The organism is Aliinostoc sp. HNIBRCY26, from assembly GCF_050235535.1.
Lineage (GTDB): Bacteria > Cyanobacteriota > Cyanobacteriia > Cyanobacteriales > Nostocaceae > Trichormus.
In genome coordinates this window covers 4,441,721-4,461,901 of the sequence record NZ_CP189852.1, presented here as the reverse complement: position 1 = coordinate 4,461,901, position 20,181 = coordinate 4,441,721, and the positions used below count along the sequence as shown (strand labels likewise).

The window sequence follows — 20,181 nt, the reverse complement described above, 5'->3', positions numbered from 1 at the left end:
CTTTATTAAGCATCTGAGGTAAACACACATGGTACTGTATAAATTAGAAGATTTTGATCCCGATTACCGCGACACAATACAAGGTGATGATATTAAGGGTTTGGGTGTATACACAGAAAGTAATAACGAAAAAATCGGTACTGTTAATGATGTTTTGGTAGATGATGATGGGCATTTTCGTTATTTAATTGTTGATTTAGGTTTTTGGATTTTTGGGAAAAAGGTATTGTTACCAGTGGGACGCACTCGCATTGACCACGGTACAGACCGCGTTTACGCCGTCGGTATGACCAGAGAGCAGGCTGAAAACTTACCAGAGTTCAACGAACGTTTAAGTCTAGATCAAGATTATGAGGAACGGGTGCGCGGTGTGTATCGTCAACCCACATATGGTACCCAACCTCTAGACACTACAACGCCTCTAGACACATCAACCCCCGTAGAAACATCACGCACTACTGACACCAGAACCACAACATCTACACCAGCTTTTAACCGCGATACCTATAAATACGAACAAGAACCTAGTTTGTATCAACTAGACGAACCGCATCATCAAACTTTGAGATTATATGAAGAACGGTTGATTGCCAATAAACGTCGGCAAAAAACTGGAGAAGTTGCTGTTGGTAAGCGCGTTGAAACGGAAACTGCCAGGGTTGCTGTTCCAGTGGAAAGAGAACGAGTAGTAATTGAACGTGTGACACCACAAGATGCGGGTAAAGTCGTTTCTCCTGGGGAAGCAGACTTCCGTGAAGGTGAAGTAGCTCGCGTTGAAATTCATGAAGAAACTCCTGATATTCGCAAGGAAGCTGTGTTGCGAGAAGAAGTCAGAGTGAAGAAAGTCGTGGAGCAAGATACGGTTCAAGCTGAGGAAACCATTCGCCGTGAAGAATTAGATGTGAATGCTCCGAATCTTCCCATTGAAGAGCGTTAATCGTTCATAGTTCATATAAGTGCAGGTATCGCTGATGCTTTACCTGTACTTGTAAAGTATTACAGAAAATTAATAAAGAAATTTAGTTATATGACTGAATATTTAACATCTGAAACACCGAATCATACTCATGATGAAGAAAAACTGATTCGCTTATTGGAAGAAAGATTAACTATTAATCACAATAGGCAAAAAATTGGGGAAGTAATTGTACGGAAAGTGATTGAAACGCAGATGATACAAGTTCCTGTTCGACGAGAAAAACTAATTGTCGAACAAATTACCCCCAATCATCAACAGTTAGCCGAAATTGATTTAAAGGGGGGAGATATTAGTGGCGTTGAGTTACAGGAGCGCGACAGGACAGAATTGACAGTTCAAATCAGTGGTTTAAGTGTCAATGGTTGCTTTGTTTCGCCTAAAATTGCTAGCTTATTATTAAATGCGATCGCTCTAGAACACAACCACGGTTGTCAGCAAATTTGTATATCCATTGCTGTCGAAACTGAAGCACAACAGCAAAAATACCAAGAGTGGTTTGACCGTTGTTCTCAAGATTCACCAAAAGCTGAAAAATAATCTTCATCTTTCACCATCTTATAACCCCGCTTTCGTGAAAAAGTGGGGTTTTTGATGTAAAAAACTAGAAATTGCTTTTAGGAATATACTTTTGACGATTCACAATAGCAAATAACAGCACTATGAAAGTTAGAACTCCAGCTAGATATAAAGGATAACTATAACTAATGGGGTTGGCTTGATTCACTATCAGACCTGCAATGACGGGGCCGATTCCATTAGACATACTTAAATATGATGAATTTAGGCCTAAAGCCATACCTTGTTCGTCTGGTTTGGCATTTAGTGAAATCAGGGTATTGACCATCGGTTGCACTAGGGAATTAAATAGGGAAAATATTACACTCACGACGACAAAATAACTAACTATCGGCACAACAGGCATCAAAATAAATGAGGAACTTCTAACAAATATTGCTAAAAGTAATATCTTGGATTCATTTAAATATTTAGTGAGAATTCTCACCCCCCAAGTTTGCATGATCACACCCAAGACTCCAAATGTCAGAAACATGAGCGTTAATGACTCTTTATTTTGCTCTAATACTTTTAAAAAGTAGGGCTGGAAAGCATAAGTAAAGATTGTAAAAGTTGTCCCAATACAAAAATTGATGATTAATAAAATTCCCACTCCAGGAATCATCAAACCTTTAATTAATGTATCTAAACCTAAATCGAAGATATTCTGCACCTGATGCTCTTGACTTTTGACAGTCTCTGGTAAGAAAAATATCGTAATGATGAGAGCTATCAACGCTACAGCACCGGAAACTAAAAACGCTGCGCCTAAAGATATCTGCTGTGCGATTAAACTTGTGGCTGGCCCTAAGACAAATCCTAAACCCATTGCTGCCCCATAGATACCAAAACCTTGGGCGCGGCGTTCAGTTCCTGTAACATCAGAAATCATCGCTTGAGCTACAGCATTATTACCGCCAGTAATACCATCTAGAAAACGTGCCAAAAATAGAGTGATAGCGGCTGTAGCTGTACCAGCAAAGAAATTGGCAATCACAGTCCCCGCTAAACTAATAATCAATAAAGGCTTACGGCCAAAGCGGTCTGAGAGTTTACCAATGACAGGTGTGGCTAAAAATTGTGCGATCGCATAAATCGAAAAGAGTAAACTAGTGTGGAAATCACTTAAGCCAAATTGCTTGCCATAAAGATAGATAATAGGGATTAAAATCGTAAAACTCAAGGAATTAATAAATGCCACCAAAGCAATAATCCAAAAAACTCTATTCATAAGCAAGACCATACTATCTATTTAGTACGTTTCAAGTGTACTAGAACTGGACATACTAGCTTTTAAGTTCTAGTTAAATCACCACTTGTATTTTTTGTGAATATTGCCAATGAAATCTCCCATCAAAAAGCCTACTAAACCCAAAAAACAACGCCCATCACCACGAATTCACATCAAATTCAACAATGGACAATTTGAAATCCTGGGTATGGGTGCTTGGTATTCCTATTGGCGCGATCCTTATCATCTCCTATTGACGATTCCTTGGAGTGGATTCATTATCCTAATTTGCAGTTTTTACGTAGCAATTAATACATTTTTTGCTTTACTCTACTTAGCAGGCGGAGACTGCATTGCTAACGCGCAACCAGGTTCTTTTTTAGACAAATTTTTCTTCAGTGTGCAAACCCTAGCTTCCATTGGCTACGGTGCAATGTATCCTAAAACAACCTATGCCAATATTATTGTCACCATAGAAGCAATGATTGGTTTGATAGGAATTGCTGTGATGACGGGACTAGCATTTGCGCGTTTTTCCCGTCCTACAGCGCGCGTAATCTTTAGTCGTGTGGCAGTAATTACACCCCATGAAGGTGTCCCAACTTTCATGTTTCGTACTGCTAATCAGAGGCGTAATTTCATTTTAGAAGCACATATGCGGGTGTATTTAATGCGGGATGAAGTAACAGCAGAAGGCACTTCGATTCGGCGATTTCATGATTTAAAACTAGTGAGAAATCAAACACCCAGTTTTTCATTAAGTTGGCTATTAATGCACCCCATTGATGAATTCAGTCCCTTTTATGGGATGACAGCAGAACAGCTATTACAAACTAATACTAGTATTGTGATTTCCTTGAGTGGTATTGATGAAACAGTCTCTCAAGTTGTTCATGCTAGACATATCTATGCAGCCAATGACATCATATGGAACAGTCGTTTTGTAGATATTTTCCATCACCCAAAAGATGGACACCGTTATATCGATTACAAACACTTTCATGATGTTTTGCCTTTAGATTAACATGAGCCACAACAAAAAATTTTCACCCAGAAACATTGTCAAGTCTTGAAATATAAGGGTTTGATACTTCTTGTCCATTAATTTCTGATTCCTGGTGAGTAATTTTTGAGACTGTTTTCCTATACTCTTGCTGATTTTATTGTAAGATTCCTTAATGAAGACTTGTAAAGATTATTCCAAATCATCATGTCTTCACCTATGGTTATCAGTCTAGTCAGTGTTCTGAAGTTCAAGTGCATGAAAAGAATCATTTTGTATCCTCTCATGACCGTTTTATTTGTAGGAATAGCAGGAAAAATGGCAATGACTCAAGTTGCCAAAAATCAGTCAGATAAACAGCTAGTAAAAACACAACTAGTAGCTGCTTTAGAACCAGTTTCAGTCATCAATATTGCTCAAAATACTAAAAATATTGATGAAAAAACAGCCCTAAATTTGGTCTGGAAACTACCATTAGTACAGCGAAAGGCCAAAGAAATTGAACGATTATCCAAAAGAACAATTAAGGTTTCTGCAATTGTAGAAAGTGTTCCTAACCCTAATAATCCATACTACACAGTGCGGGTGTTTGAAGACGACCCAAACAACTACAACTTTACAATTTACTGGTTTCGTGTCTTTCATGAAACTGGTGTGATTGAAGCTTTAGATGTGGTAGAGAATAGATATGTTTCTTTGGATGAATGGGGAGAGCAAATCAGAAAGAGGAACTAGTAAAAAAGGCAAAAGGCAAAAGAATGATTGGTAAATAAGCTTTTTGGGTATTTTAGATAAGGGCTTGATGGAAGATGTTTTGTAGTATGTACAGCAGGAAATAAAGAATATCCTATGGAGCAAGACGTTGAATCCAAAATCCAAAATCCAAAATCCGAAATTGATATTAGTCCTTGGCAATATAAGCCTTGGTGGTGTCAACCTTGGTCAATTTTACTCACTGGTACTACCATCATTACTGGTAGTTGGTTGTTATTTAAGATTATCTGGTTAACAGCGATCGTTGCGATTCCTATAATGATTTGGATGGGATTTTTTATTTTGGTCTGGCCACAACTAATGATTCGTAGTGGCGTTTTGGAAGCATATCAACAAGAGAAAACACAACCGTAGATAGCCGCATAAAACTGCAACGCAAAACTATAGCAAAAGTGTGTTTTTATGACCTCAACACCTGTCATTAAGAAAGCTAGACTTAACTCTGCGTTTAAACAACTCATGTCTGTACACTGGGTTATGGCCGCCTGTTATTTAGTCTTGTTTATCACTGGTTCAGGTATGGCGCGTTTATCCCGTGGTACTCCATTTAGATCAGAATTGTATGATTTTCATAAATCAATTGGAGCTTTAGTTGTAGGTTTACTGACTTGGCGTATCTTAGTTTTATTGCGGGTATGGTGGCGAAAATACACCAAGAATTTACCAAAGTTTACTCCTGATTGGACTCGGAAATTTGCATTACATACGTTTCTCTACATCTTTATGTTTGCAGTTCCGGTTAGTGGGTTCTTTTTCTCTAATTCTTATAAGAGTAATAATGTAAAATTGTTTGGTTTGACTTTACCAGACTTGTTTCCACAAAATTCTGGTTTAGTAGATTTGGGGAGAAACATTCATTTTTGGATAGCGTATACATTTTTGGCTTTGATTATCTTACACACACTACAGCAGTGGAAGGTAGTAAAAGCTAATTGGCGACGGTTACAAGGCTTTTTGCAAAAGAAGTAGAATTGCGTGATTTTTAACTAGGGAGAAGCGGATTTTTGATTTCTCCCTTGGCTAATTTATTTAAATTCTAATTAACTACCTGACTACCGTGGCTACGAGGATCGTCTTGGCTGGTATTAGGCTTGGCTTGTGTTGAAAATGGGGATACCTTACCGCTAGTTTGAGCGTAGGGTAAAGCCTCATCTGTCACCAAAGCTTCTAAGTTACTAGCCATGACAGTACGGGGTTGATCTCCGATTGTCTGGGCGACATTTTCCCCAGTTTTGTTTAAAAATACAAAGTGGGGAATACCATCAACTCGGTATTTCAGCATTTCTGGCAACCATTTGTTATTATCTACGTTCAGCATGACAAAATTTACCTTGTCTGCATACTGTTGCTCTAGTTCAGCAATATCAGGTGCCATTTTTTGACAGACTGTACACCAGTCAGCGTAAAATTCAATAATTGACGGCTTATCGTTACTAGCTGCTACTTCTAGGGATGTGGATGCGGCTGCTAAGTTGGCTAAAGATGCAGAACTAGTTTCACTCCTTAGTCCCAAGAATAAAGCAACGCTGAGGGCGATCGCTACTATTACAATCAAAAAGTTTCTCAATCTTGTCGCCACAGTAGTTTCTGGCTTGACAGGTGAATTTGTAGTCATAACAATTTATTAAAACTTATTAACTAATCTCTCTTTTAGTATACAGCGGTGCTTTGAGTTGAAGCCTGAATGTGTCTTAATTCAAAGTACATTTACCCATCGAAAAACTGATTATCACCATCGTCAACGAACCCACTCAATGCTCGAAAGCTGGGAATTTCAGGATAAACTTGTAGTTACGCTCGTAATTACATTGGAGTAAGTTTAGTGATTCAGACCTTAAAGTTACGCAAAATTGGTAATTCACTAGGGGTGACATTTTCTAAGGAGTTGTTAGAAAAGCTCAACCTTTCTGAAGGAGATACCATATTTGTCACAGAAACAGAACATGGACTCCAACTTAGTCCTTATGATCCTGAGTTTGAGAAAGCGATGGCTATTTATCGGGAAGGTAGCCAGAAGTTTCGTAATGCGTTAAAAGAACTTGCCAAGTGAATGAACCAACTTGGTTGACAGCACAGATGCTGCTTGCTATCCATGAGGATTTGATTTCTCAGTATGGCGGTTTATCTGGGGTAAGAGATTCGGCGTTATTAGAAGCGAGTTTAGCTCGTCCCCGGCATAAATTTTCCTATCAGCCGGAGGTTTCGCTCTTGGAATTGGCGGTGGCTTATGGCTTTGCTTTGAGTAAAAATCATCCCTTTGTGGATGGCAATAAGCGTACAGCTTTTATGGCGATGTATGTTTTCTTGGGGTTGAATGCTTATAGTTTCAATGCACCGGAGCCGGAAATAGTATTAGTGATGGAGAGTTTAGCATCTGGGGATATTGACGAAAATGCTTTGCAGGTGTGGTTAGCAAAATATGCTGATTAATTGCTATCTTCTTGACATTAACATCAATGTCAAGGTTTAGCGTGAGATTAGTTGTCACTGAATCTACTCTCATGCTTTATCCCCAGCGTTTTAACCAATTCACCCAAGAACACCCAGACACCTTAGCAGCAATGCTTTGCGGACTGCTGTTATTTTTAGGATGGTTAGCTTTGTCTTTTGGTTGGTTAGGCTTTGCTTTGCTGCTGTTACCTGCGGCTTATATCATCGGTGGCTACGAAAGCGCGCGTGAGGGACTGACGACGCTAATTAAAGAAAAAGAACTCGATGTGGATTTGTTGATGATTGTGGCGGCTTTGGGTGCGGCTACGTTGGGTTTATGGCGCAGGGAATATCATTTAATTATTGATGGTGCAATTTTAATTCTCATCTTTGCCATTAGTGGCGCGCTAGAAGGTTACGCCATGCGGCGCACGGAAAAAAGTATCCGTAGTTTGATGAGTTTGACACCAGACACCGCTACGGTGTTACAGCAGGGAGAAGAAACTACTGTTCCCATTAGCCAGTTGCAAGTCGGTGATGAAATTATTGTGAAACCTGGGGAATTGATTCCTACCGACGGGATGATTGTTTCTGGTTACAGCACCATCAACCAAGCTGCAATTACTGGGGAATCTTTACCTGTAGAAAAAACGGTGGGTGAGGAAGTGTTTGCAGGAACACTTAACGGTTATGGTGCATTGCAACTGAAGTTACACAAACCTGCTTCTAGCAGTTTAATTCAGCGTGTGATTCGCTTGGTGGAACAAGCCCAAACGGAAGCACCCCCTTCTCAGGAGTTTATCGAACGCTTAGAGAAAGGATATGCCAAGGTAATTGTCATAGCTGGGTTATTATTGGCGACTTTACCGCCGTTTGTGTGGGGTTGGAACTGGGAAACTACAATTTACCGCGCACTGACTTTTTTAGTGGTGGCTTCTCCTTGTGCGTTAATGGCGGCGATTATGCCGACTTTATTATCAGGGATTGCCAATGGTGCAAGACAAGGGATTTTATTTAAAAATGGCGCGCAGTTAGAGAAAATGGGGAAAGTGAGAGCGATCGCCTTCGATAAAACTGGTACTCTAACTACAGGACAAGTCCAGGTATCCCAAGTTTTGACGACTGGTGAATACTCCGAGGAAAACGTCTTAACAGCCGCCGCAGCTTTAGAATCTTCTTCCGAACACCCCATTGCACAAGCAATTGTCAAAGCCGCTAGTGATTTCGACTGGGTGCGCGCCACCGAAGTGCAAGCTATCCCTGGACAGGGTATTTTTGGTACAGTTAGTAACCAAACTGTGATTGTGGGGAATGTGTCTTTTGTACAGCAATATGTAACTCAGTTACCAGAGGAATTACAAGCAAAAGCTACATCTTGGGAAGAACAGGGTAATACTGTAGTTTGGGTAGCACAAGCTAAGGAAGTTGGTTATGCGGTGATGGGTGCGATCGCTCTAGCTGATACCATTAGACCAGAAGCGGTAAATACAATTGCCCAGTTGCGGCAAATGGGTATAGAACAAATTGTGATGATTACCGGTGATAACGAACGTACAGCACGTAGTGTCGCCCAACAAATAGGCATTGATCAAGTATTTGCCGAACTCTTACCTGAAGATAAATTAGATGTCATTCGCAGTTTGCAGAAAAAATATCATACAGTAGCGATGGTAGGAGATGGGATTAATGATGCACCGGCTTTAGCACAAGCTTCCGTAGGGGTAGCAATGGGTGCAGTTGGTAGTGATGTTGCCTTGGAAACCGCAGATATAGTATTAATGGCAGACAGACTAGAAAAAATGACCACGGCAATTAAATTAGGCAGGCGATCGCAAAGTATAGTTAAACAAAATGTGGTCATTGCTTTAGGTTTTATTGGCTTACTTTTGGTAGGTAACTTCCTCGGAAACGTTAACCTCCCCATCGGTGTAATTGGTCATGAAGGTTCTACAGTGTTAGTAACGCTGAGTGGATTACGACTACTGAAATGAAAACCTATGATTGGATTGTAGTTGGTGGGGGAATTACAGGCGCGACACTCGCCTACGAATTAGCCAAAGTAGGCTTGAGTGTACTGCTATTAGAACAAGACGCAATTCCAGACAATGCTACCCGCTACAGCTATGGAGGATTGGCTTATTGGTCTGGCAGTACACCACTTACTCGTCAATTATGCCAAGAAGCGATCGCACGTTATCAAGTTTTGTCTTCTGAGTTAGACGCGGATATTGAGTTGCGAGAGTTAGATTTATTACTTACCATTGCAGCCGACAGCAACCCCCAAGCCACGGCTGCATTGTATGCTCATTGTGCCACACCACCGCGTTTAATTAGTGTCGCAGATGCTCGTAAGTTAGAACCACTACTCAATCAAGATGCAATTTCCGGTGCGTTAACTGTTAAACACGGACATATCCACCCCGAAAAAACCGCACAAGCTTATATTCAGGCGTTTTTACGGCGTGGTGGAGAAATGCAAATCGCTGAAGTTGTGCAAATCTTCCCTGGTGGTGTTAAAACAACTACTGCAAGTTACTACTGTGCAAATGTCGTGGTGTGTGCGGGAGGAATTAGCCGTCAGTTATTAAAAAGTGCCGGAATATCGGTGAAAATCTATTTCACCCATGCCGAAATTATCGAAACTCCGCCTGTAGATTTGCAGTTAAATACTTTAGTAATGCCAGCAAATCTACAGAGATTTAAATTAGAATCTACCTCTACAAAAGATGATCAATTATGGAATGAATTAGGGAATCAGCTATTACCACCGATATTAGATGCAGGCGCAGTGCAATTTTTAGATGGGAGTTTGCGCTTAGGTCAAATTAGTCGCCTGTTGACAAATCCTCATGCTGATATAGACGCACAAGATAGTGAAAATTGGTTAAGAGAAAGTATTACTAAAATTTTACCACAATTGGGTAATTTACCAGGAAATTGGCATCATTGTTTAGTAGCTTTTAGCAGTAACAGTCTACCTGTAATTGGTGCAATTCCAGGGAATGAAAGTATTCATATCTTTTCAGGTTTTAGTAATCCTTTAGTTCTCGTTCCGCCTTTAGCACAGCGATTCGCTAAATTTATTCATGGGCAGGAAGATGAGGTAATTTTGCAATTCAATACCTAAAGTTTTTATTCCCATTGACTATTAATCAATAGTACGTACAATTATACGTATTAACTTATGAGCATCAGCCATTCAGTATTGGCTGAAACAGCATAACCTATGGTTTTAGGAAATTTTGGCAATATTTACTCAGATGAGCTAATTACTGCTACCGAGTTAAATCGTCAGCCAGGGCGAGTTCTAGACAAAGCTTTGGAACACCCAGTGACAATTACTCGTAATGATCAGTCTTTTGCATTGCTGCGTCGAGAGGAAGTAACTTCTCTTATCAAGGCGGCTACTCAAAGTAAAGCTGTTTTTGAAGCATTAACTGTTGCTTTTTCTCTGTTATTAGGTAAAGAGATTAACTGTGAACATCCCTATAGATGGTTGAATGTGTTTGATGCCGATGAATTGCAAGAGTTTATCCAGGAACTAAGTGAGGCTTTTAGGTTAATAGATTCTTCAACCACAGCATGGGAGATAATTGACGCAATTATCCATGAATGGCATGAAAGTGCAATTGCGATTTCTAGCCCTAAATTAGCAGCAGCTTTTAGTGCTGAAACGGATGAAGTACCATTAACTAAACCATCTTATGGGAGTGCTGTGTGAGAGAGTATGTCAGATAACCCTCCAGAAAAACCTATATTGGAGAATGTAGAGCCTCCAGAAGTAAAACTGACAACTCCTGAATTATTTGAGACGGAAAGCACTTGGTTGGTGGTAGCCAAAAATCGCCGAGTAAATCGGGATTGGGAGGCTTTAATGCAGCGTCATCCAGAAAACACTCTTCGCTGTTATGAGGATTTATGTACAGCACCAACTGCTAGACAGCCTGGGCGTGTTTTTCCTTTAAAGGGCAAACTCTACAAAGGAGCATGGGAATACGAGGTAACGAAAGGGGACAGAGTATTTTACGTTCCTGATTCTCAACATTTAAAAGTCGTTGTTTACTATGCAGGAAAACATCCAAATCCTGCACCCACGCCATAATTCGTAACTATCAAGTGTATATTATGAATTACGAATTACATCTGGGATTTTTAAGTCCAGACTATCCTGAGCAATTAAAGTAGAAGCTTCTTGTAAAAGCTCTTTTTGTTCCTGTTGAATAGCTTCTAATCTCAGAGCAATTTCTGCTAACCTTTGCTGTTTGATTTCATAAATACTGGGAGATTCTTGACTGGTTAAGACTATATTATCTGTGATATTTTGATGATGACTGGATTTATTAAAAGCTAAACTGAAAATTTTTACTAAAAAGACGAAGCCAAATTTAAATGCAGTTGCAATTAATTTTAATGGTACTTGTAAAAGTGACCAACTGGCTTTTTCAATCAGGCGCATGATAGCTTTAACCATGCTCCAAATCAGGGTTAAAATTAATAATAATCCTATTAAACTAATAATAGGGTGATTTGTAGCCCAATCTAGTATTTGCACCAACCGCCACAATGTCGGGTGTTGTAGCAACCAATCATTAAAAGCAGAGGTAATACCTTCTGTGGGATTTAACAAAGCTGTTTGCATATTTTTTGCTGTCATCGCCTGAAAGTCTTCAGCAGTTTGCCAACTCTGATGAATTTTTTGTGTCACTGCATCAATAGTATAATTAGTTTTACTTTGAGCAGTTTCTTGGAGAGATTTTCCCCAACTTTGTACTGAACTATGCCAAGATGTGACGTTTTGATTCACAGTATCTTTTGCTGTTTGCCACTGTTGCCAAACACTATCAGATAATTTGGTATATATTGTCAGTTCCATAAGCAATTGAAGTTTCAAACTGCAAAATTACCCAAGATTTGCTGAGGTTGAATTATAGTTGTTTAGGCTACGATGTGGCATAAATATTTATTCGCTGACTTATGTTTAAAAAATTGCCAGTTGTATTAGTAGCAGCTACCCTGTTAGTAACATCATTGGGTGATTCTCATACTAGTTTAGCTGGGACTTGTGCCTCTAATTGCGGCCCACGTCCCCTTCAGTTTACACCTGGTCAGCGTATCCGCTTAGAAGTAGTTAATAACACTTCTAATATTGTAGAATTGGAAAGAATTCAAGGTTATAGACCTATTTCTCTACGACCAGGACAGAAATTACAGTTTTCACAGGAAGACAATACAGGGCAAAATCTTTCCCTGGTATTTTGGGATGAGGCGGGTTCAGCGTTGCAGGCTGTTGTCTCTAAACCGAATTTGGCGACATTACGCGTAGAGATTCGTCCGACTTGGCGTTATCCAGGCGATCGCTCTATCTATATACTTAATGATGGTCGCGTCAGTGTGTTTTGAACCTAACATATGATTTTGGAAGCCGTAATGCTCTATGTTAAACATGGCATGGAGCAAGATTTTGAAAGTGCTTTCCAGGAAGCCTCAAACATTATTGCATCGATGAATGGTTACATATCTCATGAACTGCATAAGTGTTTAGAGGTAAAAGGTAAGTATTTATTACTGGTAAGATGGACGAATTTAGAAGCACATACCATCGGGTTTAGAAATTCTCCTGAATATCAGCAATGGAAACAACTCCTACACCATTTTTATGAGCCATTTCCCACAGTAGAACACTTTGAACCGATGGTAATCAAGTAAAGGTTTGGTAAGATTTTGAGAGTAATTAAAGGGGTCAAGCTAATATAAGCTGCACCTCTTTAATTATGTTTTAATAGTTGCTGATAGCCAATAGCTCAATGCTAGCTCAACCTTTACCAGAACACTCCCCATCTTCTCAACGTTTGCCGAATCAGCGTTGGCAAATTTACCCGCAAAAGCCGGAATTCGCCAAGGAATTGGCATTGGCAACAAATTTATCGCCCATTGTGGGACAAATATTAATTAATCGCGGTATTGCTACCCTAGAACAAGCGCAAGCTTTTTTAAATCCTGAATCTCTCGATTTACCCTCACCCTTAGCAGAATTCCCAGATTTGGCGTTGAGTGTGGAATTATTAGCAGAGGCGATCGCTTCTCAAAGTAAAATAGCCATCTGTGGTGATTATGATGCCGATGGGATGACTAGCACCGCTTTATTGTGGCGGAGTCTCCGCAGTTTAGGCGCGCAGGTAGATTATGCGATTCCTAGCCGAATGCACGAGGGTTATGGGATTAATCAAAGAATTGTGGAAGAATTCAAAAGTGAAGGTGTAGAGTTAATTTTGACGGTAGATAATGGCATTTCCGCTTTTGAACCCATTGCTAGAGCTAGAGAACTCGGTTTAAAAGTTATTATCACCGATCATCACGACATCCCCCAAAAATTACCCCCAGCTAACGCCATTCTTAATCCCAAACTCATCGCTGAATCTTCACCCTATCGGGGAATTGCGGGTGTAGGTGTGGCTTATATTTTGGCGGTATGTCTAGCACAGAAATTAGGCAACACCAAAGGCTTAATTCAACCGATGCTAGCATTATTCACCCTGGGAACGATCGCAGATTTAGCACCCCTAACCGGCGTTAACCGTCGCTGGGTAAAACGTGGCTTAAAGCTATTACCCAAATCCCAACTACCTGGAATTCAGGCTTTGATTCAGGTAGGAGGAGTGCAGGCGAGGGAGGCAGGGGGCAGGGGGCAGGGGGAGCAGGGGGAGCAGGGGGAGCAAAGAAGATTTTACCCCAATCCCCAATCCCCAATCCCCAGTCCCCAATCCCCAGTCCCCAATCCCCAATCCCCAATCCCCAGTCCCCAGTCCCCAGTCCCCAATCCCCAGTCCCTCAAACCCGAAGACATCGGTTTCCGCCTCGGCCCCCGCATTAACGCGATTGGACGCATTGGTGATCCGCAGACGGTGATTGAATTACTGACTACAGATGATATGTCATTGGCGTTGGCGCGTGCTATCCAATGTGAACAGGTGAATACTACCCGTCAACAATTGTGTCAGCAAATTGAACAAGAAGCGATCGCATTTGTCGAAGCAGAATTTCTTTCGTCTCTACAACAAAACCGAGTTTTAGTTGTTGTGCAACCGAATTGGCATCATGGTGTAATTGGGATTGTGGCTTCTCGTTTGGTTGAACGTTACGGCGTACCGGTGTTTATTGGGACGTATGAAAATGAAACTCACATTCGCGGTTCAGCTAGGGGAATTCCTGAGTTCCATGTTTTTGAAGCCTTAGAATATTGTCAAGATTTATTAGGAAAATTTGGGGGACACAAAGCCGCCGGCGGATTTTCGTTACTAGCTGATAATTTACCAGAATTGCGATCGCGTCTATCTCAATTCGCTAACCAATGTCTAGAACTCCAACACCTCAAACCCTTACTGCAAATCGATGCACAGGCGGATTTTCATCAAATCAATCAAGCACTGTATCAACAGTTAGATACCTTACATCCCTGTGGAATTGATAACCCTGATCCCGTCTTTTGGACAGCTAACGTCAGAGTTGTGGAACAGCAAATTGTGGGGAAAGGTCACATTAAACTGACCCTCAGCCAAAATATGGGGCAGCAAGAGTATAGAATGAAAGCGATCGCTTGGCGATGGCGTGATTATTATCCCCTACCGCCACGCTTAGACATAGCTTACAAACTGCGGGAAAATCACTTTAACGGAAAAACTACCCTAGAAATAGAGTTAGTCGGTGTCAGACTTCCCAAAGAATCCCCATTCAACCTATTCTATCAACCGTCCCCCCAACCTTTGAGAACCAGCTTCCACCACAACCAGCGTCAATACACCTGTGGAATCTATCAAAATATTTCACCCCCAGAGTTAAGAATTAAAAACTCTGAGGGTAAGGTTTTAATGATGCGCGTAGGGAGTAAAATCGGTTTACTAGGTACAAGTCGCGAAGATGCCCTAGAAGTTGACCTATCATTACCCCGATATGACTGTATTATTCAAGCAGCAATTCAAGCTTTGTTAGTGGTGAGTGCTGAGTGCTGAGTAGTGAGTGCTGAGTTTGACAATTTACACTTAACTTTCGTACTCTCAAAAGTGTATTATTCAAGGAAGGATTACAAATTTGCCAGTGCCGAGCTTAACAACTTACACTCACTCAGCACTCAGCACTCATAACTCAGCACTCCTAAAGATTGCCGTTGCGGAAAGCGAGTACGAAAATCACAGCAGGCCCAGCAATGACGATCAATGCAACAGAGGTTAGCTGAAAGATTACTTCCCAATTAATGTTAGCAATAGCGTCAAACATTTTTCTTAATTCCTCCCAATGGTCTTAAAAACTTAATTACTCAGTTGCAATACCCGCAATTAATGATATCTGGGAATCACCAGTGATATTTAATTTACTTAATAAAAGTATAGGAAAAAACATAAAATGGCAACATGGCAATGTGTAAAACAATGTGGAGCTTGCTGCAACCTCGATCCAGCAGATCGTCCCGAAATTGAAGACTATCTCACACCAGAAGAACTGGAATTATACATGAGTATGGTAGGTGAGGGCGGCTGGTGCATTAACTTTGACCACGAAACGCGGGAATGTCGCATTTATGCAAACCGTCCGCGTTTTTGTCGTGTAGAACCGACGATATTTGAGGATATGTACGGAATTAAGCCGGAAGAATTGAATGATTTTGCTATCGAGTGTTGTCGTCAACAAATTGAAGGGGTTTACGGCGATCGCTCCTTGGAAATGTTACGTTTCGATCAGGCTGTGGGTTTCTAGCTGTCTGATGAAATTTCTTCACACCCTCGACAATCTTCAATACTCGTCCTATCATGATGGAATCAGCTTGATGTTTGACAAGTCGAAGCGGGGTCAAAAACCCTGGGGATTCGTCAAAATCGCCAGAACCTTGACAACATAATAATTACAGCGTTTCAATAATTCGGGAAGTTGCGAATTACTCGCAATAAGGTGGGCTGAAATCGACCAAAATTTTCGACTCGTCAAAATGCTTCCCAGGAAGCTTGCTCTATCTCAGTTTCAGTACCGAGCGGTTTCCATTAACCATTTCCCCGCAAGGGGACTGAAACGTACGTGCATCTGGGTACTGTTTCCATCTCTTGGCTGTTTCCATTAACCATTTCCCCGCAAGGGGACTGAAACGCTCTAACTGCCAGCTTAAGTCCCATAAGTTGCCTGACGTTTCCATTAACCATTTCCCCGCAAGGGGACTGAAACGTGTGCAATTCATACCCAGCATAGGCGTTAGGGTGTTTTGGTTTCCATTAACCATTTCCCCGCAAGGGGACTGAAACTTTTTGTTTCATCCCTATTTGAAAGATAAGCCCAAGGATGCCAGTTTCCATTAACCATTTCCCCGCAAGGGGACTGAAACAGGAACTCAATGAAGCTCTTACCAAACTTAGAGCATGGGAGTTTCCATTAACCATTTCCCCGCAAGGGGACTGAAACTTGCATTTCCTCTGTTATTACTTTGCTTTTATGTAGGTTTCCATTAACCATTTCCCCGCAAGGGGACTGAAACAAAAGGAGTGGGAACGGGACGATACCCCAGCGAAGGGTTTCCATTAACCATTTCCCCGCAAGGGGACTGAAACGCTACCTGTAGTTGGGGATAATTTTGTCGATTGGCATGAAAGTTTCCATTAACCATTTCCCCGCAAGGGGACTGAAACGCATGAGGATGAAATTATTTTGACATTACACCCCGCTTGCAGGTTTCCATTAACCATTTCCCCGCAAGGGGACTGAAACTGTTGTCGGTTCTTAATGGTCAGATTACAGCCTTGGTTTCCATTAACCATTTCCCCGCAAGGGGACTGAAACCAACAACGGTTAGCCGACCTAACAGCAGCATCGAGTGAGAGTTTCCATTAACCATTTCCCCGCAAGGGGACTGAAACACCTTAACACTCAGATAGAACAAACTCGTCAACGACAGTTTCCATTAACCATTTCCCCGCAAGGGGACTGAAACTTAACCATGAACTCAGCCGCGAGTATGATGAACGTTATGTTTCCATTAACCATTTCCCCGCAAGGGGACTGAAACTGATATCAAAATAGCGGCGGTGGTCTGCCCCCTCAAGTTTCCATTAACTATTTCCCCGCAAGGGGACTAAAAGCCAAAGACAATACAAGAGACATCTTGCAAAAGTCATTATCCTAGCGTCCTTCTTTGCGACTTTGCGCCTTTGCGCGAAACAAAAAAATATTTATGCAAGAAGTCTAATAAATAACCCCAATAATTGCTACTTGTTCCCAAACACCTTTTCCCCGCCAGGGGACTAAAAAATTGAGAATATAAATTTACAAGTATAGTATTGTAGAAAACTTTACATAAATAGGCAAATTTTGCTATTTACTGTAAATTAAAGAGTCATAGCATAACTAATGTGCAGAATACTGACTCAGGATTAATCACCCCAAGAGCCAAAATCAATTTACCATGACTCAAGTGCTGCAAGTCGGCGATCGCAAAATCGAAGCTAGCGAAATTATCCCCTTACTAGCTAATTATCAATTACTACCCCAACTGCTAAGGGAAATAATTATTGACGAAGCGATAGTAAACGTAGAGTGTAATCCTGAAGAAGTCGCCCAAGCTAAACAGCGTTTTTATGCTGAAAGACAGTTAACCCAACCAGCCGAAATTCAAGCATGGATGACGCAACAAGGGTTAAGTTCTGAACAACTAGATAATCTGATTTCTCGTAAAATCAAACTAGAAAAATTTAAACAACTCACTTGGGGTAACAAACTAGAATCTTATTTCTTTCAACTCAAAGGAAAATTAGATAAAGTCATTTATTCCTTACTCAGAACCCAAGATCCAGGATTAGCCCAAGAACTATACTTTCGCCTCCAAGCCAACGAACAGTCCTTTGCAGATGTAGCACAGAAATATTCCAAAGGCCCAGAAGCCCAAACCGGCGGGTTAGTAGGGCCTGTGGAACTCAGCACACTACACCCAGCAATGGTACAACTATTAACTAATAATCAACCAGGAAAAATCTCACCACCAGCCCGTATTAGTGAGTGGCTAGTCATTGTGCGAGTAGAAAAATTCATCCCCGCCCAACTAGATGAACCCATGAAAGCCCGTTTATTAAATGAACTATTTGAAACTTGGTTACAAGAACAACAAAAGCAAGTTAGAGTAACTCCAAGTTAAGTTATGTGGTTAGGAAGGGACTGGGGACTGGGGATTGGGGACTGGGGACTGGGCAGGGGGCAGGGGGCAGGGGGCAGGGGGCAGGGGGCAGGGGGCAGGGGGCAGGGGGCAGGGGGCAGGAAGATAAACTAATGACTAATGACTAATGACTAATGACTAATGACTAATGACTATTGACTATTGACTATTGACTAAATAAAATGCCCCTCTAACCAATTTTCTAAATCAGTCAATACTTCCAGATAATTCAAATCATCTTGTAGTTCGTGATACGCGCCTGGGTATTCAATTCGCAGCTTATCTGGATAAGGGACAAGCTGATAAAATGTTTCGCTACCTTCAGGTAATACCACCCTATCCGCACCACCGTGAAGAATTAACAACGGGATTTTCCACTCTGGTGCATGATGATAAATCCAATTAACTGTGGCTAAATATTCTGTAGATAAACGCGCACTCGCACGGGTATGACGTAGGGTATCTTGTGCATAGATAGCTAAGGCTTTCTCGTCCCTTGAACCTGCTGCTACATCTAGTCCGGTGTTTAGGGTGAAACTCGGCCAAATTTGTGAGAGTAATTTGCCTAATAGTAAGCGAAATTTCGATACACCAACTTTACCAAGGGCTGGTGCTATGGTAATTACGCTTCTTAATGCGGCGGTTGTTTGGGGATAATGCAAAACATAGTCCAAAACTATCACGCCGCCGAAACTATGACCTAAAAGAAATAGGGGAATTTGTGGCTGTTGGGTAGAAATTAATTCCAGAAAAGCCTTCAAATCTTCGCGGAGTTCAGTCCAACTCTGAATATGACCACGCAGTCCAGGCGATCGCCCATGTCCCCGCAGGTCTAAACTATAGATAGCATATTGTTTGGGGACAAAATGCTCGACTAGATGACTGTATTTATTGCTGTGTCCTCCCAGTCCATGCACAATCACTAATACAGCTTTGACTTTACCCTCTGGTAGCCACCTCTGGTAATAAAGTTTTATATCCTGGAAACCAGCAAAGACGCTTTCATGGTGATTAATCATTGGGTTAATTTTTCTACTGACTCAGCAAAAAATCTAGTCTACTTAATTTTGAATTTTGAATTGATATGTCATCTAGTGACCAAACAAGTACAACCCCAACCGAAATTTTACCGCCTTTAACTGCTGCCAGTATCGAGCGAGTGAAACAAGGGGTTGCTGCTGCTAGCGATCGCACGATTCGCCAAATTATCCAAGACACCCTATCTGAGTTAGAATCAATTCAGACAGGGAATTCTACAGCGAGAATTGATGCTGGGATACGAAAATTTGTATTGCGATCGCTAATTCATGGGGCTTTTCAAGTAGAGGTCGAAAACCCAGAAAATGTCCCCCAAACACCAGCTATTCTGGCTGTTAATCATCTCCACCATCTCGACCCCTTACTACTATTAGCAGAACTTCCCACCCAACCCTATTACTATATTCTGGGTGATGCTCGGACTTTATATAACAAATGGTGGAAACGTCTGATTTTGAAGGTTGCGGGGGGTGTGATTCCCCTAGCTAGGATATGGAAGGAAGAACTGGCTGTGATTCAAGCAGCTAAAGCAGGAAGAGAAGATTTAATCAATTTAGCTAAACTGATTGAAACCAATGTCCCCACTGGGGGAGAAATACACATATTACGTCAAATAGACCGCATTGTTTTGGGAATTTTAGCTCATGGAGATAGCTTAATTATCTTTCCCGAAGGACGATTAGGAACTCAGGAAGGTCAGTTACATCTCCCTTTGAAACGAGGAACTGTGATTTACGCTTTACGGGCTGGTGTACCCATCATACCAGCCGCTTTAATTGGCACACAAGATTTATATTGGGGTAAAAAATTAACAGTGCGTTTTGGTGAACCGCTACATTTTCCGACTACGGTGAGACCAAACCGACAAGAAGTAGAAGCCGCTTTAGCAACTTTGCAAAATGCCATTGCGTCTCTTTTACCTCATGATTATCAAGAACCCACAGGAATTAAACCATTAAGGCATTTTCTCAACCATATGTTGTGGTAAA

Annotated in this window: 23 protein-coding genes and 1 CRISPR repeat array; of the genes, 18 read left to right on the top strand and 5 right to left on the bottom strand. The window is 41.2% G+C overall.

Features of this window, described 5'->3' with window-relative positions:
- The first annotated feature begins 28 nt into the window (after nucleotides 1–28).
- Entirely contained in the window at nucleotides 29–937 is a 909-nt protein-coding gene (locus ACQFX9_RS19005; RefSeq protein WP_427157677.1) for a DUF2382 domain-containing protein, read from the top strand.
- A 90-nt stretch (nucleotides 938–1,027) separates the two neighbouring features.
- Entirely contained in the window at nucleotides 1,028–1,516 is a 489-nt protein-coding gene (locus tag ACQFX9_RS19000; RefSeq protein WP_427157675.1) for a DUF2382 domain-containing protein, read from the top strand.
- Nucleotides 1,517–1,580: 64 nt separating this feature from the next.
- Here the strand turns inward: ACQFX9_RS19000 and ACQFX9_RS18995 are convergent, their stop codons facing one another.
- Complete coding sequence (locus ACQFX9_RS18995; protein WP_427157673.1) at nucleotides 1,581–2,765, bottom strand: MFS transporter; 1,185 nt, start codon at nucleotides 2,763–2,765, stop codon at nucleotides 1,581–1,583.
- 109 nt (nucleotides 2,766–2,874) lie between these two features.
- Between ACQFX9_RS18995 and ACQFX9_RS18990 the strand changes: the two genes are divergently transcribed.
- The 4 genes from ACQFX9_RS18990 to ACQFX9_RS18975 all read left to right on the top strand — a co-directional run bounded on the left by ACQFX9_RS18990 (nucleotide 2,875) and on the right by ACQFX9_RS18975 (nucleotide 5,511).
- Nucleotides 2,875–3,789: an ion channel gene (locus tag ACQFX9_RS18990; RefSeq protein ID WP_427157671.1), complete on the top strand. Its 915-nt coding sequence runs from the start codon at nucleotides 2,875–2,877 to the stop codon at nucleotides 3,787–3,789.
- Nucleotides 3,790–4,026: 237 nt separating this feature from the next.
- On the top strand, nucleotides 4,027–4,503 hold the full coding sequence (locus ACQFX9_RS18985; protein ID WP_427157669.1) for a hypothetical protein: 477 nt from the start codon (nucleotides 4,027–4,029) through the stop codon (nucleotides 4,501–4,503).
- A gap of 114 nt (nucleotides 4,504–4,617) precedes the next feature.
- Nucleotides 4,618–4,896, top strand: a complete 279-nt coding sequence (locus ACQFX9_RS18980; RefSeq protein ID WP_427157667.1) for a DUF6737 family protein — start codon at nucleotides 4,618–4,620, stop codon at nucleotides 4,894–4,896.
- 48 nt (nucleotides 4,897–4,944) lie between these two features.
- Entirely contained in the window at nucleotides 4,945–5,511 is a 567-nt protein-coding gene (locus ACQFX9_RS18975; protein WP_427157665.1) for a cytochrome b, read from the top strand.
- A 67-nt stretch (nucleotides 5,512–5,578) separates the two neighbouring features.
- Here the strand turns inward: ACQFX9_RS18975 and ACQFX9_RS18970 are convergent, their stop codons facing one another.
- Nucleotides 5,579–6,157 carry a thioredoxin family protein gene (locus tag ACQFX9_RS18970; protein ID WP_427157663.1) on the bottom strand — a complete coding sequence of 193 codons (579 nt, stop codon included), beginning with the start codon at nucleotides 6,155–6,157 and terminating at the stop codon, nucleotides 5,579–5,581.
- 207 nt (nucleotides 6,158–6,364) lie between these two features.
- Here ACQFX9_RS18970 and ACQFX9_RS18965 point away from each other — a divergent pair, with 207 nt between their 5' ends.
- From ACQFX9_RS18965 to ACQFX9_RS18940, 6 genes are all read left to right on the top strand, one after another.
- Nucleotides 6,365–6,592: an AbrB/MazE/SpoVT family DNA-binding domain-containing protein gene (locus ACQFX9_RS18965; protein ID WP_236143542.1), complete on the top strand. Its 228-nt coding sequence runs from the start codon at nucleotides 6,365–6,367 to the stop codon at nucleotides 6,590–6,592.
- The gene (locus tag ACQFX9_RS18960) at nucleotides 6,589–6,972 is read left to right on the top strand and encodes a type II toxin-antitoxin system death-on-curing family toxin (RefSeq protein ID WP_427157660.1); all 384 of its coding nucleotides are present in this window, start codon (nucleotides 6,589–6,591) and stop codon (nucleotides 6,970–6,972) included. The genes ACQFX9_RS18965 and ACQFX9_RS18960 overlap by 4 nt, the downstream gene beginning before the upstream one ends.
- A gap of 71 nt (nucleotides 6,973–7,043) precedes the next feature.
- Entirely contained in the window at nucleotides 7,044–8,963 is a 1,920-nt protein-coding gene (locus ACQFX9_RS18955) for a heavy metal translocating P-type ATPase (protein ID WP_427162939.1), read from the top strand.
- Complete coding sequence (locus tag ACQFX9_RS18950; RefSeq protein ID WP_427157658.1) at nucleotides 8,960–10,099, top strand: NAD(P)/FAD-dependent oxidoreductase; 1,140 nt, start codon at nucleotides 8,960–8,962, stop codon at nucleotides 10,097–10,099. The genes ACQFX9_RS18955 and ACQFX9_RS18950 overlap by 4 nt, the downstream gene beginning before the upstream one ends.
- Nucleotides 10,100–10,198: 99 nt before the next feature.
- The gene (locus ACQFX9_RS18945; RefSeq protein WP_427157656.1) at nucleotides 10,199–10,693 is read left to right on the top strand and encodes a hypothetical protein; all 495 of its coding nucleotides are present in this window, start codon (nucleotides 10,199–10,201) and stop codon (nucleotides 10,691–10,693) included.
- A 6-nt stretch (nucleotides 10,694–10,699) separates the two neighbouring features.
- On the top strand, nucleotides 10,700–11,074 hold the full coding sequence (locus ACQFX9_RS18940; protein ID WP_427157654.1) for a hypothetical protein: 375 nt from the start codon (nucleotides 10,700–10,702) through the stop codon (nucleotides 11,072–11,074).
- 21 nt (nucleotides 11,075–11,095) lie between these two features.
- Here the strand turns inward: ACQFX9_RS18940 and ACQFX9_RS18935 are convergent, their stop codons facing one another.
- Nucleotides 11,096–11,845 (bottom strand): hypothetical protein, encoded by a 750-nt coding sequence (locus ACQFX9_RS18935; protein ID WP_427157652.1) that lies wholly within the window; start codon nucleotides 11,843–11,845, stop codon nucleotides 11,096–11,098.
- A 101-nt stretch (nucleotides 11,846–11,946) separates the two neighbouring features.
- On the opposite strand from ACQFX9_RS18935, the gene ACQFX9_RS18930 reads away from it, so the two are divergent.
- From ACQFX9_RS18930 to ACQFX9_RS18920, 3 genes are all read left to right on the top strand, one after another.
- Complete coding sequence (locus ACQFX9_RS18930; protein WP_427157651.1) at nucleotides 11,947–12,372, top strand: hypothetical protein; 426 nt, start codon at nucleotides 11,947–11,949, stop codon at nucleotides 12,370–12,372.
- Nucleotides 12,373–12,381: 9 nt separating this feature from the next.
- Nucleotides 12,382–12,678, top strand: coding sequence for an antibiotic biosynthesis monooxygenase family protein (locus ACQFX9_RS18925; RefSeq protein WP_427157649.1), 297 nt, complete (start codon nucleotides 12,382–12,384; stop codon nucleotides 12,676–12,678).
- Nucleotides 12,679–12,776: 98 nt separating this feature from the next.
- On the top strand, nucleotides 12,777–14,978 hold the full coding sequence (locus ACQFX9_RS18920; protein ID WP_427157647.1) for a single-stranded-DNA-specific exonuclease RecJ: 2,202 nt from the start codon (nucleotides 12,777–12,779) through the stop codon (nucleotides 14,976–14,978).
- 142 nt (nucleotides 14,979–15,120) lie between these two features.
- Here the strand turns inward: ACQFX9_RS18920 and psb30 are convergent, their stop codons facing one another.
- Nucleotides 15,121–15,243 (bottom strand): photosystem II reaction center protein Ycf12/Psb30, encoded by a 123-nt coding sequence (gene psb30 / locus ACQFX9_RS18915; RefSeq protein WP_015138444.1) that lies wholly within the window; start codon nucleotides 15,241–15,243, stop codon nucleotides 15,121–15,123.
- A 126-nt stretch (nucleotides 15,244–15,369) separates the two neighbouring features.
- Here psb30 and ACQFX9_RS18910 point away from each other — a divergent pair, with 126 nt between their 5' ends.
- Together ACQFX9_RS18910 and ACQFX9_RS18905 are read left to right on the top strand one after the other, a co-directional pair.
- Nucleotides 15,370–15,720, top strand: coding sequence for a YkgJ family cysteine cluster protein (locus ACQFX9_RS18910; protein ID WP_427157645.1), 351 nt, complete (start codon nucleotides 15,370–15,372; stop codon nucleotides 15,718–15,720).
- A gap of 274 nt (nucleotides 15,721–15,994) precedes the next feature.
- A CRISPR array of direct repeats spans nucleotides 15,995–17,087; the repeat unit is 37 nt; unit sequence GTTTCCATTAACCATTTCCCCGCAAGGGGACTGAAAC.
- Nucleotides 17,088–17,410: 323 nt separating this feature from the next.
- Nucleotides 17,411–18,136, top strand: coding sequence for a peptidylprolyl isomerase (locus ACQFX9_RS18905; protein ID WP_427157643.1), 726 nt, complete (start codon nucleotides 17,411–17,413; stop codon nucleotides 18,134–18,136).
- Nucleotides 18,137–18,327: 191 nt separating this feature from the next.
- Here the strand turns inward: ACQFX9_RS18905 and ACQFX9_RS18900 are convergent, their stop codons facing one another.
- Nucleotides 18,328–19,173 carry a lysophospholipase gene (locus tag ACQFX9_RS18900; protein WP_427157641.1) on the bottom strand — a complete coding sequence of 282 codons (846 nt, stop codon included), beginning with the start codon at nucleotides 19,171–19,173 and terminating at the stop codon, nucleotides 18,328–18,330.
- A 65-nt stretch (nucleotides 19,174–19,238) separates the two neighbouring features.
- Here ACQFX9_RS18900 and ACQFX9_RS18895 point away from each other — a divergent pair, with 65 nt between their 5' ends.
- Nucleotides 19,239–20,180: a lysophospholipid acyltransferase family protein gene (locus ACQFX9_RS18895; protein WP_427157639.1), complete on the top strand. Its 942-nt coding sequence runs from the start codon at nucleotides 19,239–19,241 to the stop codon at nucleotides 20,178–20,180.
- Nucleotide 20,181: the final 1 nt, after the last annotated feature.

Excerpts from the sequence above, each read along its gene's own strand:
- psb30 (WP_015138444.1), bottom strand. The coding sequence starts at position 15,243 with ATGTTTGACGCTATTGCTAACATTAATTGGGAAGTAATCTTTCAGCTA.
- ACQFX9_RS18950 (WP_427157658.1), top strand. The coding sequence starts at position 8,960 with ATGAAAACCTATGATTGGATTGTAGTTGGTGGGGGAATTACAGGCGCG.
- ACQFX9_RS19005 (WP_427157677.1), top strand. The coding sequence starts at position 29 with ATGGTACTGTATAAATTAGAAGATTTTGATCCCGATTACCGCGACACA.
- ACQFX9_RS18930 (WP_427157651.1), top strand. The coding sequence starts at position 11,947 with ATGTTTAAAAAATTGCCAGTTGTATTAGTAGCAGCTACCCTGTTAGTA.
- ACQFX9_RS18970 (WP_427157663.1), bottom strand. The coding sequence starts at position 6,157 with ATGACTACAAATTCACCTGTCAAGCCAGAAACTACTGTGGCGACAAGA.
- ACQFX9_RS18975 (WP_427157665.1), top strand. The coding sequence starts at position 4,945 with ATGACCTCAACACCTGTCATTAAGAAAGCTAGACTTAACTCTGCGTTT.
- ACQFX9_RS18985 (WP_427157669.1), top strand. The coding sequence starts at position 4,027 with ATGAAAAGAATCATTTTGTATCCTCTCATGACCGTTTTATTTGTAGGA.
- ACQFX9_RS19000 (WP_427157675.1), top strand. The coding sequence starts at position 1,028 with ATGACTGAATATTTAACATCTGAAACACCGAATCATACTCATGATGAA.
- ACQFX9_RS18945 (WP_427157656.1), top strand. The coding sequence starts at position 10,199 with ATGGTTTTAGGAAATTTTGGCAATATTTACTCAGATGAGCTAATTACT.
- ACQFX9_RS18905 (WP_427157643.1), top strand. The coding sequence starts at position 17,411 with ATGACTCAAGTGCTGCAAGTCGGCGATCGCAAAATCGAAGCTAGCGAA.
- ACQFX9_RS18940 (WP_427157654.1), top strand. The coding sequence starts at position 10,700 with ATGTCAGATAACCCTCCAGAAAAACCTATATTGGAGAATGTAGAGCCT.
- ACQFX9_RS18995 (WP_427157673.1), bottom strand. The coding sequence starts at position 2,765 with ATGAATAGAGTTTTTTGGATTATTGCTTTGGTGGCATTTATTAATTCC.
- ACQFX9_RS18900 (WP_427157641.1), bottom strand. The coding sequence starts at position 19,173 with ATGATTAATCACCATGAAAGCGTCTTTGCTGGTTTCCAGGATATAAAA.
- ACQFX9_RS18955 (WP_427162939.1), top strand. The coding sequence starts at position 7,044 with ATGCTTTATCCCCAGCGTTTTAACCAATTCACCCAAGAACACCCAGAC.
- ACQFX9_RS18925 (WP_427157649.1), top strand. The coding sequence starts at position 12,382 with ATGATTTTGGAAGCCGTAATGCTCTATGTTAAACATGGCATGGAGCAA.
- ACQFX9_RS18990 (WP_427157671.1), top strand. The coding sequence starts at position 2,875 with ATGAAATCTCCCATCAAAAAGCCTACTAAACCCAAAAAACAACGCCCA.
- ACQFX9_RS18910 (WP_427157645.1), top strand. The coding sequence starts at position 15,370 with ATGGCAACATGGCAATGTGTAAAACAATGTGGAGCTTGCTGCAACCTC.
- ACQFX9_RS18895 (WP_427157639.1), top strand. The coding sequence starts at position 19,239 with ATGTCATCTAGTGACCAAACAAGTACAACCCCAACCGAAATTTTACCG.
- ACQFX9_RS18980 (WP_427157667.1), top strand. The coding sequence starts at position 4,618 with ATGGAGCAAGACGTTGAATCCAAAATCCAAAATCCAAAATCCGAAATT.
- ACQFX9_RS18935 (WP_427157652.1), bottom strand. The coding sequence starts at position 11,845 with ATGGAACTGACAATATATACCAAATTATCTGATAGTGTTTGGCAACAG.
- ACQFX9_RS18920 (WP_427157647.1), top strand. The coding sequence starts at position 12,777 with ATGCTAGCTCAACCTTTACCAGAACACTCCCCATCTTCTCAACGTTTG.